Here is a 13,311-nt window from a genome sequence, read left to right as displayed (position 1 = left end):
CTGGCCTCTTCCTTAATTACGTTACCTAAGTCCCAAGGCAATCGACATGACCGACATTGAGAATAAGAACTACATCATTGCCCTCGACCAGGGCACGACCAGCTCACGTGCCATTATTTTCGACCGTGACGCCAACGTGGTCTGCACGGCCCAACGAGAATTCGTCCAGCATTACCCACAGCCAGGCTGGGTCGAACACGATCCGATGGAGATCTTCGCCACCCAGAGCGCGGTCATGGTCGAAGCGCTTGCCCAGGCCGGGCTGCATCACGACCAGGTCGCCGCCATCGGCATCACCAACCAGCGCGAAACCACGGTGGTCTGGGACAAGTCGACCGGCAGGCCGATCTACAACGCCATTGTCTGGCAATGTCGGCGCAGCACTGAAATCTGCCAGCAGCTCAAGCGTGACGGCCATGAGCAATACATCAGCGAAGCCACCGGCTTGGTCACCGATCCGTATTTTTCCGGCACCAAGCTCAAGTGGATCCTGGATAACGTCGAAGGCAGCCGCGAGCGCGCACGCAACGGCGAGTTGCTGTTCGGCACCGTGGACAGCTGGCTGATCTGGAAATTTACCGGCGGCAAGGTCCATGTCACCGACTACACCAACGCCTCGCGCACCATGCTTTTCAACATCCATACGCTGGAGTGGGACGCGAAGATGCTCGACATCCTCAACATCCCTCGGGAAATGCTGCCGGAGGTCAAATCGTCCTCACAAATCTACGGCCGCACCAAGAGCGGCATCGCCATCGGCGGTATCGCCGGTGACCAGCAGGCCGCCCTGTTCGGCCAGATGTGCGTGGAACCGGGCCAGGCGAAAAACACCTACGGCACCGGCTGTTTCCTGCTGATGAATACCGGTGACAAAGCGGTCAAATCCAATCACGGCATGCTCACCACCATCGCCTGCGGCCCTCGCGGTGAAGTGGCCTATGCCCTGGAGGGCGCAGTGTTCAATGGCGGGTCTACCGTCCAATGGTTGCGCGATGAACTGAAGATCATCAACGATGCGCTCGACACCGAGTACTTCGCCAACAAGGTCAAGGACAGCAATGGGGTGTATCTGGTCCCGGCGTTCACTGGCCTGGGCGCGCCGTACTGGGACCCTTATGCCCGTGGCGCGCTGTTCGGCCTGACCCGTGGCGTGCGGGTCGACCATATTATCCGGGCCACGCTCGAATCCATCGCCTACCAGACCCGCGATCTGCTCGACGCCATGCAGCAGGACTCCGGCGAGCGCCTCAAGTCCTTGCGCGTGGACGGCGGCGCGGTGGCCAACAACTTCCTCATGCAATTCCAGGCGGATATCCTTGGCACCCAGGTCGAACGCCCAAAAATGCGCGAAACCACCGCCCTCGGTGCAGCGTACCTGGCCGGCCTGGCGTGCGGTTTCTGGAGCAGCCTGGAAGAACTGCGCGGCAAAGCGGTAATCGAGCGTGAGTTCGAACCGCAACTGGACGAGCAAGCCAAGGAAAAACTCTACGCTGGCTGGAAAAAAGCCGTCAGCCGCACCCGCGATTGGGAGCCCCACGAAGACGCCGAATAAGGCCCGTTAAAGTTCTGAAACTGGTCGGGAGGGGATTCCTGCGGCATCATGGGCAAATTTTGAATGGCAGCCCAAAGGAAGCCCCATGAATCTGCCTCCCCGCCAGCAACAAATCCTCGAACTGGTCCGCGAACGCGGCTATGTCAGCATCGAGGAAATGGCGCAATTATTCGTCGTCACCCCACAGACCATCCGCCGCGACATCAATCAATTGGCGGAAGCGAATCTGTTGCGCCGCTATCACGGCGGCGCGGCTTACGATTCAAGCGTGGAAAACACCGCCTACGCCATGCGCGCGGACCAGATGCGCGATGAGAAGCAACGCATCGCCGAAGCCATCGCCGCCCAGATTCCCGATCACGCGTCGCTGTTCATCAACATCGGCACCACCACCGAATCCATCGCCCGGGCGCTGCTCAATCACAACCACCTCAAAGTCATCACCAACAACCTGCACGTGGCGTCGATCCTCAGCGCCAAGGATGATTTCGAAGTCCTGATCGCCGGGGGCAATGTGCGACGCGACGGCGGCGTGGTTGGCCAGGCCAGTGTCGACTTCATCAGCCAGTTCAAGGTCGACTTCGCCCTGGTGGGCATCAGCGGCATCGATGAGGACGGAAGCCTGCTGGACTTCGATTACCAGGAAGTGCGGGTGTCCCAAGCCATCATCGCCAACGCTCGGCAAGTGCTGTTGGCAGCAGATTCCAGCAAATTCGGGCGCAACGCCATGGTCCGCCTGGGCCCGATCAGCCTGATCGATTGCCTGGTAACCGACCAGCAGCCCGTGCCAGCCCTGGCGCATCTGCTGACCCAGCACAAGATTCGATTGGAAGTGGTCTAGCTCCGCGCCCCATGCCCAGAACCCTGGTGGCGAGGGGGTCTATCCCCTCGCCACAGAAGCATTCCGCAATTCTCTTTTTGTTCGAAAATTTTCCTTTCGGCGGCATTCGATCAGTATTTTCAATCGAATCCAACTGGCCGTTGCCGTTTTTATGGGCTAGTATTTTTCGCAAATGAACATTAATGTTCGAATTCAAATATTTCGAAAAGAGCCCGAGGCCAGCCGATGCCCACTACCACCTTGCCTACGCCCCCTCTCGCAGAGATCTATGACATCGCCGTTATAGGCGGCGGCATCAATGGCGTGGGGATCGCTGCGGACGCGGCCGGTCGCGGCCTTTCGGTGTTCCTTTGCGAAAAGGACGACCTCGCCAGCCATACTTCTTCAGCCAGCAGCAAGCTGATACATGGCGGCCTGCGCTATCTCGAACATTATGAATTCCGCCTGGTGCGCGAAGCGCTGGCCGAGCGCGAAGTCCTCCTGGCCAAAGCCCCACACATCGTCAAGCAGATGCGCTTCGTGCTGCCCCATCGGCCGCATCTTCGCCCCGCCTGGATGATCCGCGCCGGCCTGTTCCTTTACGATCATCTGGGCAAGCGCGAGCAGCTCGCCGGCTCCAGGAGTTTGAAATTTGGCGCTGACAGCGTACTGAAAAGCGAAATCACCAAGGGCTTCGAATACTCGGACTGCTGGGTTGACGACGCCCGGCTGGTGGTACTCAACGCCATGGCGGCGCGGGAAAAAGGCGCCCACGTACATACCCGCACCCGCTGCGTCAGCGCCCGTCGCAGCAAGGGCCTTTGGCAGTTGCATCTGGAGCGTGCCGACGGCAGCCTGTTTTCGATCCAGGCCAAGGCCCTGGTCAACGCCGCCGGCCCGTGGGTGGCCAAGTTCATTCGTGACGACCTGAAGATGGAATCGCCTTACGGTATCCGCCTGATTCAGGGCAGCCACTTGATCGTTCCGAAACTCTACGAAGGCGAGCATGCGCATATTCTCCAGAACGAGGACCAGCGCATTGTCTTCACTATCCCCTACCTGAACCAGTTCACCCTGATCGGCACGACAGATCGCGAATACACCGGCGATCCGGCGAAGGTCGCAATTACCGAAGGCGAAACCGATTACCTACTGAAAGTGGTCAACGCCCACTTCAAGAAACAGGTCAGCCGCGACGACATCCTGCACAGTTATTCCGGCGTCCGGCCGTTGTGCAACGACGAGTCCGACAACCCTTCCGCCGTAACCCGGGATTACACCCTGGCGCTTTCTGCCGCAGGTCAAGAGGCGCCACTGCTTTCGGTATTCGGTGGCAAGCTGACCACTTACCGCAAGCTGGCCGAATCGGCGATGGCGCAACTGGCGCCATACTTTACGCAGATGCGTCCAAGCTGGACCGCCCTGGCAACCTTGCCGGGGGGCGAAAACATGACGACCCCGCAGGCGCTGTGCTCGGCGATTCGCGACAAGTTCGACTGGCTGCCGACCGACATCGCCCGCCGCTGGGCCACCACGTACGGCAGCCGCACCTGGCGCATGCTCGAAGGCGTACACAACCTCGTCGACCTGGGCGAGCACATCGGCGCAGGCCTCTACACCCGCGAAGTCGATTACCTGTGCAGCGACGAGTGGGCCATCGATGCCCAGGACATCCTCTGGCGCCGCAGCAAGCTGGGCTTGTTTACCACCGCCGCAGAGCAGGACAAGCTCCAGCAGTATCTGCAAAAGGTCGAGCACAATCGGCGCAAAATTGAAGCGGCGTGACAGTACCCGCAAGACCAAAAGCCCCTGAATCTACGATCCAGGGGCTTTTTGCATTTTGGAACACACCGCCTCTCCCACGGATTGGTGGGGCTCAAGCCATTCGGTTTTCCGAACACGACCCAGCGGTCAGTTCGGCAAACCGGATAAACAAAAGACCAAAAAGCTGAAACAAAACATTAATTTCCTTTAAAAACAACATGATAGTGATAGGCCACTGGCCTGGCACGAGTCATGCTCTACACTCGTGGAGACGAACGCCTGTTACGCCAACACAACAGGAGCTTTCAGGCATTCGAAGCACTCAGGGCCGGTGAACCGGCCGAATACAAAAAAAACAATGTCGAGGAAACATCGATGCGCATCGTTCCCCATCTCCTGGGCGCAGCCGTTGCTGCTGCTCTGATCAGCACTCCGGTTTTCGCAGCCGAACTGACCGGCACGCTGAAAAAGATCAAAGAGTCCGGCGTCATCACGCTCGGCCACCGCGACGCCTCCATTCCGTTTTCCTATATCGCGGACGCTTCCGGCAAGCCCGTCGGCTACTCCCATGACATCCAGCTGCAAGTCGTCGAAGCCCTGAAAAAAGAGCTGGACGTGCCGAACCTGCAGGTCAAGTACAACCTGGTCACCTCGCAGACCCGTATCCCACTGGTGCAGAACGGCACCGTGGACCTGGAGTGCGGCTCCACCACCAACAACGTCGAGCGTCAGCAACAAGTCGCCTTCTCGGTTGGCATCTTCGAGATCGGCACCCGGCTGCTCTCCAAGAAAGATTCCAAATACAAGGATTTCGACGATCTCAAGGGCAAGAACGTCGTGACCACCGCCGGCACCACGTCCGAGCGCATCCTCAAGGCGATGAATGCCGACAAGCAAATGGGCATGAACGTCATCTCCGCCAAGGACCACGGCGAATCCTTCCAGATGCTGGAATCGGGCCGTGCCGTCGCGTTCATGATGGATGACGCCCTGCTGGCCGGCGAAGCCGCCAAGGCCAAGAGGGCGACCGACTGGGAAGTAACCGGTACTCCCCAATCCTACGAAATCTATGGCTGCATGATGCGTAAGGGCGACGAGCCGTTCAAAAAGGTTGTCGATGACGCCATTGTCGCCAGCTACAAGTCTGGCGAGATCAACAAGATCTACGACAAATGGTTCACCCAGCCTATCCCGCCTAAAAATCTGAACCTGAACTTCCCGATGAGCGACGAGCTCAAGGCTTTGATCGCCAACCCGACCGATAAAGCGGCTGACGATAAGAAATCCTGATTTCTGACTAACCTTACCTCCTGGAAGGGCCCGGCCCTTTCCAGGAGTGTGTCATTCCCTGCTGGAACCAAAGGAAACACTCGCAACGGTAAGTCGAGCCGTGAGTGTGTGCCCGATCCTCAAGATTGGGCGGGAAAGGATTTCCCCCTGCAGATACTTGTACATCGAACGATCTGAGGGGAGACCCTAATGAATTACAACTGGGACTGGGGCGTGTTCTTCAAGTCCACCGGCGTGGGCAGCGAGATTTATCTCGACTGGTACGTGGCCGGCCTGGGCTGGACCATCGCCATCGCCGTCGTCGCCTGGATCATTGCCCTGCTGCTGGGCTCGATCCTGGGTGTGATGCGTACCGTGCCGAACCGGCTGGTATCGGGCATCGCGACTTGCTACGTGGAACTCTTTCGTAACGTGCCACTGCTGGTTCAACTGTTCATCTGGTACTTCCTGGTGCCGGACCTGCTGCCAGCCGACATGCAGGAATGGTACAAGCAGGACCTGAACCCGACCACCTCGGCCTACCTGAGCGTTGTCGTGTGCCTGGGCCTGTTCACCGCCGCGCGGGTCTGCGAACAGGTGCGCACCGGCATCCAGGCGCTGCCGCGCGGCCAGGAATCCGCTGCCCGGGCCATGGGCTTCAAACTGCCGCAGATCTATTGGAACGTGCTGCTGCCCCAGGCTTACCGGATCATCATTCCGCCGCTCACCTCGGAATTCCTCAACGTCTTCAAGAACTCCTCCGTGGCGTCGTTGATCGGCCTGATGGAGCTGCTCGCGCAGACCAAGCAGACCGCCGAATTTTCGGCCAACCTGTTCGAAGCCTTTACCCTGGCGACGCTGATCTACTTCACGTTGAACATGAGCCTGATGCTGCTCATGCGCATGGTCGAGAAGAAAGTCGCGGTGCCCGGCCTGATCTCCGTGGGGGGTAAATAATGGAATTCGACTTCACAGGCATCATCCCGGCCATTCCCGGCTTGTGGAACGGCATGGTGATGACCCTCAAGCTGATGGCCCTGGGTGTCGTCGGTGGGATTATCCTGGGGACGATCCTGGCGCTGATGCGCCTGTCCCACAACAAGCTGATCTCCAACATCGCTGGCGCCTACGTCAACTACTTCCGCTCGATCCCGCTGCTGCTGGTCATCACCTGGTTCTACCTGGCGGTCCCGTTCGTGCTGCGCTGGATCACTGGCGAAGACACGCCGATCGGCGCGTTCGGCTCCTGCGTCGTGGCGTTCATGATGTTCGAGGCGGCGTACTTCTGCGAAATCGTCCGGGCCGGCGTGCAGTCGATCCCCAAGGGCCAGATGGGCGCGGCACAGGCACTGGGCATGAATTATGGCCAGGTCATGCGCCTGATCATCCTGCCCCAGGCGTTCCGCAAGATGACCCCGCTGTTGCTGCAACAGAGCATCATCCTGTTTCAGGACACCTCGCTGGTCTACACGGTCGGTCTGGTGGACTTCCTCAATGCTTCGCGAGCCAATGGCGACATCATCGGCCGCTCCAATGAGTTCCTGATCATCGCAGGTCTCGTGTACTTCACAATCAGCTTTGCCGCCTCGCTGCTGGTCAAGCGTCTGCAAAAAAGGTTCGCCGTATGATCTCTATCAAAAACATCAACAAGTGGTATGGGGACTTCCAGGTACTGACCAATTGCAGCACCGAGGTCAGCAAAGGCGAGGTTGTGGTGGTGTGCGGGCCGTCGGGTTCGGGCAAGTCCACGCTGATCAAGTGCGTGAATGCCCTTGAGCCCTTCCAGAAAGGCGACATCGTGGTCGATGGCACGTCCATCGCCGACCCGAAGACCAACCTGCCAAAACTGCGTTCGCGGGTGGGCATGGTGTTCCAGCACTTCGAACTGTTCCCGCACCTGACCATCACCGAAAACCTGACCATCGCGCAGATCAAGGTGCTGGGCCGCAGCAAGGAAGAAGCCACCAAGAAAGGCCTGCAACTGCTAGAGCGCGTCGGTCTGTCGGCCCACGCCCACAAGCACCCGGGCCAGCTCTCCGGCGGCCAGCAGCAGCGCGTGGCGATCGCCCGTGCGCTGGCGATGGACCCGGTGGTAATGCTGTTCGACGAACCGACCTCGGCGCTTGACCCGGAAATGGTCAACGAAGTGCTCGATGTGATGGTGCAACTGGCCCACGAAGGCATGACCATGATGTGCGTGACCCACGAAATGGGCTTCGCCCGCAAAGTGGCGAACCGGGTGATCTTCATGGATCAGGGCCAGATCATCGAAGACTGCCCGAAAGAAGAGTTCTTCGGCGACATCAGCGCCCGCTCCGAACGTGCACAGCATTTCCTTGAGAAGATTCTGCAGCACTAAGCATCGCCTTTTCTAGGCGCGCTTGTCCTTGTGGCGAGGGAGCTTGCTCCCGCTGGGTCGCGCAGCGGCCCTAAACCGGAAATGCAATGTCTCTGGCATACCGCATGAACCGTTTTGCGGCTGCTTTGCAGCCGAGCGGGAGCAAGCTCCCTCGCCACAGGACCGCGTTCGAAGGACGACCGCCGCCACACTGGTTGACCCAAGGCTTCTGTGATGAAATGCGACCCCACTCTTTATCGCGCCGCGCCGCCATCACTCGCCGTGAAACCCCGCCTGATCCGCCATCTGTTCCTGCCGCCGCTGGTCATAGCGTTGATGATCGGCCTGGGTTACCTCGGCTTCTGGATCAGCGAGCACTATGGCATTCGCGGCCTCGCCGAGAATGGCGAGCGTCAGTTGGAGCTGCACGCCCGCGCGGTGGAGAGCGAAATCAGCAAATACACCTATTTGCCCAGCCTGCTGGAACTTGAATCCAGCGTCTCGAAATTGCTCGACGACCCGACGCCCGAGCATCGCCAGACCGTCAACGAATACCTTGAGGGCCTGAACCGGCGCAGTCGCAGCCGGGCCATCTACGTCATGGACACCACCGGCCGCGTCATGGCCACCAGCAACTGGCGCGACGTCGACAGCTACCTGGGGGAAGACTTGTCTTTCCGCGCCTATTTCCAGAACGCCGTGCGCGGCCAGCCGGGGCGCTTCTATGGCATCGGCAGCACCAGCGGCGAACCCGGCTATTACCTGGCCCATGGCCTGGAGCAACAAGGCAAGATCATCGGCGTGGCCGTGGTCAAGGTCCGCCTCGAAGCCATGGAGGAGCGCTGGCAGCGGGCCCGCCTGGAAGCCTTCGTCAGCGATGAGAACGGCATCATCATCCTCTCCAGCGATCCGGCGCGGCGGCTCAAATCGGTGCGTCCGCTGAGCGACGAAACCAAGGAGCGCCTGGCCCGCAGCCTGCAATATTACTGGTTCCCGCTCAACGAGCTGATCCCTCTGGCGCGGGAACGGCTGGCCGAGGGCATGGAGAAGCTGACTTTCCCCGCCAACACCGAAATCGCGGCTGACCAGCGCGCCACCAGCTACCTTTCCCAGACCCGGCCGCTGAGCGACACACCGTGGAATTTCACGTTACTGACCCCGCTCGAAGACCTGCGCCGCCAAGCGATCAACCAAGGCATCCTGGTGGCCGTGGCGTTTGCCCTGGTGGCTTTCCTGCTGATCGCCTGGAACGAACGTCGCAAAGTCATCGCGACCCGCCTCGCCGCTCGCGAAGCGTTGCAAGAGGCCAACAATCAGCTCGAACGTCGGATTACCGAACGCACCACCGACCTGCGGGCCAGCAACGAACGGCTCAAGGGCCAGATTCGCGAACGACGGCAGGCCGAAGAGACCTTGCGGCGCGCCCAGGACGAACTGGTGCAAGCCGGCAAGCTGGCGGCCATCGGCCAGATGTCCACCAGCATCGCCCATGAACTCAACCAGCCTTTGGCCGCCCTGCGCACCCTGTCGGGCAATACCGTGCGCTTTTTGGAAAGGGGCCAGCTGGATATCGCCAGCGCCAATCTCAGGACCATCAACGACCTGATCGATCGCATGGGTCGGATCACCGCCAGCCTGCGCGCCTTCGCCCGGCGCGGCGACGACAAGGGCCGGGCGAGCCTGGGCAAGGCTGTCGGGGCCGCGCTGCAATTGCTGGGCGCGCGCCTTGAAAAACTCGACATCCAGATCCACACGGCATTCGAAGACGTTCAGGTCCAGATCGACCAGACGCGCCTGGAACAGATCCTGGTGAACCTGATCGGCAATGCCCTTGACGCCATGCAGCTACAACCCGCGCCGAAGCTGTGGCTCGAAGGCCAAGGCAGCGATGGCAAATATCGTCTGCGGGTGCGGGATAATGGCCACGGCATCGACCCGGAGGCTCGCAAGCATCTGTTCGAACCGTTCTTCACCACCAAACCCGGCGAACAAGGCCTGGGCCTTGGCTTGACGCTTTCGGCAAGCCTGTGTGCCGCCGCCGGCGGACATTTGGGAGTCGAGCATCCGGAGGATGGTGGCACCACGTTTATCCTCAGTTTACCGTTGGTAAGCCTTTTACCTGCCGAGCCGCTATGAACAACGACCTGAGCGTATTGATCGTCGAAGACGACCCCCACGTCCTGCTGGGCTGCCAGCAGGCCTTGAGCCTGGAAGATATTCCCTGCATTGGCGTGGGCAGCGCCGAAGAGGCCCTTGAGCGGGTCGGCGATGATTTTGCCGGCATCGTCATCAGCGACATCCGCCTGCCGGGCATCGACGGCCTGGAGCTGCTGACCCGCCTCAAAGCCCGGGACCGCAGCCTGCCGGTGGTGTTGATCACCGGCCACGGCGATATTTCCATGGCCGTAGGCGCGATGCAGAAAGGCGCCTACGATTTCATGGAAAAACCGTTCTCCCCCGAGCGCCTGGTGGACGTTGCACGCCGCGCCCTGGAACAGCGCAGCCTGGCCCGGGAAGTTTCTTCGCTGCGCAGGCAACTGGCCGAGCGTGATTCCCTGGAAGGCCGCATCATCGGCCGCTCGCCGGCCATGCAGCACCTGCGCGAGCTGATCGCCAACGTCGCCGACACCTCGGCCAACGTGTTGATCGAAGGCGAAACCGGCACCGGCAAGGAATTGGTCGCCCGTTGCCTGCATGATTTCAGCCGGCGCCACGACAAGCAGTTCGTCGCGCTGAACTGCGGTGGCCTGCCGGAGAACCTGTTCGAAAGCGAGATTTTCGGCCACGAGGCCAACGCTTTCACTGGCGCGGGCAAGCGCCGGATCGGCAAGATCGAGCACGCCGATGGCGGCACGCTGTTTCTCGATGAAGTGGAGAGCATGCCCCTGCCCTTGCAGATCAAGCTATTGCGCGTGTTGCAGGAACGCACCCTCGAACGCCTGGGGTCGAACCAGAGCGTGTCCGTGGATTGCCGGGTGATTGCCGCCACCAAGTCCGACCTGGACGAAATGGGTCGGACCGGGCAGTTCCGCAGCGACCTGTATTACCGCCTCAATGTGGTGACGCTGGAGCTGCCGCCCCTGCGGGAGCGGCGCGAAGACATCCTGCAACTGTTCGAACATTTTCTCCAGCAATCGTCCCTGCGCTTCGACCGTACCGTGCCGGAGCTGGACAACCACACTCTGTCGAACCTGATGAGCCACGATTGGCCGGGCAACGTGCGCGAGCTGCGCAACGTCGCCGAACGTTACGCCCTGGGCTTGCCGGCGTTCAAGAAAGCCGGCACCAGCACCGGTAGCCAAGGCCTGGCCTTCGCCGAAGCGGTTGAAGCCTTCGAGCGCAACCTGCTGGTGGATGCGTTGCAACGCAGCGGCGGCAACCTGACCCAGGCCAGCCAGGAACTGGGCATGGCCAAGACCACGCTCTTCGACAAAGTCAAAAAATATGGCCTGAGCCACTGACCTGGGACATGAACCTGTGGATCTTATTTTCAAGGCCGCGCTCGGCGCAGCCGTTGTCGTCATCCTGGCGATGCTCGCCAAGACCAAGAACTATTACATTGCCGGGCTGGTGCCGCTGTTTCCGACCTTTGCGCTGATTGCCCACTACATCGTCGGCAAGGGCCGCTCGGTGGATGACCTGAAGACCACCATCGTGTTCGGCATGTGGTCGATCATTCCGTATTTCGTCTATCTCGCGACGCTGTACGTGATGGTCGACCGGATGCGCCTCGAAGCGTCATTGGCCGTGGCTGCCGTCGCCTGGTTGATGGCGGCGACGGTGCTGGTCAGTGTCTGGGTGAGGATCCACGGGTGATTCGCTGCACGGATCGATGGCTCAATAGCCGACAGTGAACCGCGTCCGCGAAAACTGCGGCGCCTGGACCTCATCGATCATCGCAATGGCGTAGTCGGCGAAGCCGATCCAACTGCGCCCGGCGTTATCGAACAGCAAGTGATCCTTGCCGACGCGGAACTGGCCGGTGCGTTCGGTTTCGACGAACTCCGCCGAGGGCGAAAGGAAGGTCCAATCGAGGTCCTGCTCCTTTCCCAGCACGTCCAGGAACAACGCTCCGGCCGTGGCTTCGGCCAGGTATTCCTCCGGGAAGCCCTTGCTGTCGATCACGCGGCTGTTATCCGGCAACAACAACGAACCGGCACCGCCCACAACCAGCAGGCGCTTGACTCCGGCGGCCTTCACCGGTGCGACAACCTTGTCGGCTGGCACCGTAGCGAAATGCGCGGCACTGATGACCACGTCGTGGCCTGCTACCGCTGCGGTCAGTGCCTCGCTGTCCAGTACGTCCAACTGCTTGCTGACCACTCCCGCCCGTGTGCCGATTTTTCCGGTGTTGCGGGCAATGGCCGTCACGCTGTGACCACGGCGCAAGGCTTCTTCCAGCAGTTGGCTGCCGGCCCGGCCTGTAGCGCCGATGATTGCGATGGTGCTCATGGGATTCTCCTATGGTTATTCGTAGTGATTACTTCAACGCGTTCTAGAACCATGAACACGTTCGTGGCGAGGGAGCTTGCTCCCGCTGGGCTGCGCAGCAGACCCAGTATTTTTGCGACTGCTTCGCAGCCGAGCGGGAGCAAGCTCCCTCGCCACAAAAGCGTCCAGATCAAAGTTCGGGTTTCACCACCTCATTTCGCCCTTCGCCACCTTGGCGCTCAGCTCCAGGGAACTGTCCCCCCCCAGCTGTGGATAGCGTAGTTTCATGGCGGCGATCAGTGCGGCGGAATTCTTGGCCTTGGCGGTTTCTTCGTCGAAGGCCTTGATGTAATCGGCGGTGAAGCGCACTGGCGCCAGGGAACGAGCGCTTTCGCCCAGGTAATGGCCGGGGATCACGGTGGTCGGTTGCAGCTTTTGCATGTTATCCAGCGTCGCCAGCCAATCCTGGTGGGATTGCGGCGTCTGGGTATCGGCCATCCAGACGTGAATGTTCTCCGCCACCACCACACCTCCCACCACCGCCTTGATCGACGGAATCCACACGAAACTGCGGTCCGGCTGAGGGCCGTCAAGGCCGATGACCTGCAAGCGCTTGCCTTCCAGCGTCAAGCTGTCGCCCTTGAGCACTTGGGGCACCAGCGTCTTGGACGGCGCGTCGGTCTTCAGGATCGGCCCCCAATATTTCAACTTGCCATCGGCAGTGGCCTTGATGTGCTCCACGGTTGGCGCGGATGCGAGGACTTTGGCTTCCGGGAAAGCGGCTACCAGGGTTTGCAGGCCAAAATAGTAGTCGGGGTCGCCGTGGCTGATGTAGATCGTGGTCAACCCCTTGCCACTGGCGCGGATTTTTTCCACGACCTGCTCGGCCTGGGTTTTGCCAAATTGGGCGTCCACCAGGATCGCCTCTTTTTCACCGCTGACCAATACCGAAGTCACCGGGAAAATCGCCGCCGCGCCGGGGTTGTAGACGTCGAGCGTCAAGTCGGCGGCCCAGGCCTGGGCCGTGATGGCCAGCGCTGCGGTCGCCAGCGACAAGCGTTTTAGAAGAGTGAAACCGGTCATGAGGTGCTCCGTTGTGCAATGGCCCGCAAGGGAATGAACGGAGCTTAGTTGCCA

The 13,311-nt window shown here is 60.5% G+C and carries 12 protein-coding genes; 10 read left to right on the top strand and 2 right to left on the bottom strand.

The annotated features are described in order from the left end of the window. Positions 1-46 precede the first annotated feature (46 nt). The 10 genes from glpK (at position 47) to J3P76_RS06070 (ending at position 11,559) form a co-directional block, all read left to right on the top strand. Positions 47-1,552: a glycerol kinase GlpK gene (gene glpK / locus J3P76_RS06115; RefSeq protein WP_420765234.1), complete on the top strand. Its 1,506-nt coding sequence runs from the start codon at positions 47-49 to the stop codon at positions 1,550-1,552. 85 nt (positions 1,553-1,637) lie between these two features. Beyond that, positions 1,638-2,393, top strand: coding sequence for a DeoR/GlpR family transcriptional regulator (locus J3P76_RS06110; RefSeq protein WP_420765235.1), 756 nt, complete (start codon positions 1,638-1,640; stop codon positions 2,391-2,393). Positions 2,394-2,618: 225 nt separating this feature from the next. After that, a complete protein-coding gene (gene glpD, locus J3P76_RS06105; RefSeq protein WP_420765236.1) occupies positions 2,619-4,157 on the top strand; it encodes a glycerol-3-phosphate dehydrogenase in 1,539 nt (512 codons plus the stop codon). A gap of 354 nt (positions 4,158-4,511) precedes the next feature. After that, positions 4,512-5,426 (top strand): glutamate/aspartate ABC transporter substrate-binding protein, encoded by a 915-nt coding sequence (locus tag J3P76_RS06100; RefSeq protein ID WP_420765237.1) that lies wholly within the window; start codon positions 4,512-4,514, stop codon positions 5,424-5,426. Between the two features lie 189 nt (positions 5,427-5,615). Further along, positions 5,616-6,362, top strand: coding sequence for an amino acid ABC transporter permease (locus J3P76_RS06095; protein WP_053124568.1), 747 nt, complete (start codon positions 5,616-5,618; stop codon positions 6,360-6,362). After that, positions 6,362-7,033: an amino acid ABC transporter permease gene (locus J3P76_RS06090; protein WP_030140772.1), complete on the top strand. Its 672-nt coding sequence runs from the start codon at positions 6,362-6,364 to the stop codon at positions 7,031-7,033. The genes J3P76_RS06095 and J3P76_RS06090 overlap by 1 nt, the downstream gene beginning before the upstream one ends. Next, on the top strand, positions 7,030-7,764 hold the full coding sequence (locus tag J3P76_RS06085) for an amino acid ABC transporter ATP-binding protein (protein ID WP_018614195.1): 735 nt from the start codon (positions 7,030-7,032) through the stop codon (positions 7,762-7,764). The genes J3P76_RS06090 and J3P76_RS06085 overlap by 4 nt, the downstream gene beginning before the upstream one ends. Before the next feature lie 213 nt (positions 7,765-7,977). After that, positions 7,978-9,879: a sensor histidine kinase gene (locus J3P76_RS06080; protein WP_434701674.1), complete on the top strand. Its 1,902-nt coding sequence runs from the start codon at positions 7,978-7,980 to the stop codon at positions 9,877-9,879. A 44-nt stretch (positions 9,880-9,923) separates the two neighbouring features. Then, positions 9,924-11,204 carry a sigma-54-dependent transcriptional regulator gene (locus J3P76_RS06075; protein WP_434628593.1) on the top strand — a complete coding sequence of 427 codons (1,281 nt, stop codon included), beginning with the start codon at positions 9,924-9,926 and terminating at the stop codon, positions 11,202-11,204. A 25-nt stretch (positions 11,205-11,229) separates the two neighbouring features. Further along, the gene (locus J3P76_RS06070; protein ID WP_212800569.1) at positions 11,230-11,559 is read left to right on the top strand and encodes a GlpM family protein; all 330 of its coding nucleotides are present in this window, start codon (positions 11,230-11,232) and stop codon (positions 11,557-11,559) included. 21 nt (positions 11,560-11,580) lie between these two features. Here J3P76_RS06070 and J3P76_RS06065 read toward each other — a convergent pair whose 3' ends face one another. Together J3P76_RS06065 and J3P76_RS06060 are read right to left on the bottom strand one after the other, a co-directional pair. Continuing rightward, on the bottom strand, positions 11,581-12,195 hold the full coding sequence (locus J3P76_RS06065) for an NAD(P)-dependent oxidoreductase (protein ID WP_420765240.1): 615 nt from the start codon (positions 12,193-12,195) through the stop codon (positions 11,581-11,583). A gap of 183 nt (positions 12,196-12,378) precedes the next feature. Next, positions 12,379-13,257 carry an MBL fold metallo-hydrolase gene (locus tag J3P76_RS06060; RefSeq protein ID WP_434701673.1) on the bottom strand — a complete coding sequence of 293 codons (879 nt, stop codon included), beginning with the start codon at positions 13,255-13,257 and terminating at the stop codon, positions 12,379-12,381. Positions 13,258-13,311 lie beyond the last annotated feature (54 nt).

This window comes from Pseudomonas sp. D1-36 (genome assembly GCF_051132205.1).
Taxonomy (GTDB): Bacteria; Pseudomonadota; Gammaproteobacteria; order Pseudomonadales; family Pseudomonadaceae; genus Aquipseudomonas.
Note: the sequence above shows the minus strand (reverse complement) of the source record. Positions and strands in the feature narration are given on the sequence as shown.

Coding starts and splice junctions, on each gene's coding strand:
- J3P76_RS06060 (WP_434701673.1), bottom strand. CDS start 13,257: ATGACCGGTTTCACTCTTCTAAAACGCTTGTCGCTGGCGACCGCAGCG.
- glpD (WP_420765236.1), top strand. CDS start 2,619: ATGCCCACTACCACCTTGCCTACGCCCCCTCTCGCAGAGATCTATGAC.
- J3P76_RS06065 (WP_420765240.1), bottom strand. CDS start 12,195: ATGAGCACCATCGCAATCATCGGCGCTACAGGCCGGGCCGGCAGCCAA.
- J3P76_RS06085 (WP_018614195.1), top strand. CDS start 7,030: ATGATCTCTATCAAAAACATCAACAAGTGGTATGGGGACTTCCAGGTA.
- J3P76_RS06095 (WP_053124568.1), top strand. CDS start 5,616: ATGAATTACAACTGGGACTGGGGCGTGTTCTTCAAGTCCACCGGCGTG.
- J3P76_RS06090 (WP_030140772.1), top strand. CDS start 6,362: ATGGAATTCGACTTCACAGGCATCATCCCGGCCATTCCCGGCTTGTGG.
- glpK (WP_420765234.1), top strand. CDS start 47: ATGACCGACATTGAGAATAAGAACTACATCATTGCCCTCGACCAGGGC.
- J3P76_RS06080 (WP_434701674.1), top strand. CDS start 7,978: ATGAAATGCGACCCCACTCTTTATCGCGCCGCGCCGCCATCACTCGCC.
- J3P76_RS06110 (WP_420765235.1), top strand. CDS start 1,638: ATGAATCTGCCTCCCCGCCAGCAACAAATCCTCGAACTGGTCCGCGAA.
- J3P76_RS06100 (WP_420765237.1), top strand. CDS start 4,512: ATGCGCATCGTTCCCCATCTCCTGGGCGCAGCCGTTGCTGCTGCTCTG.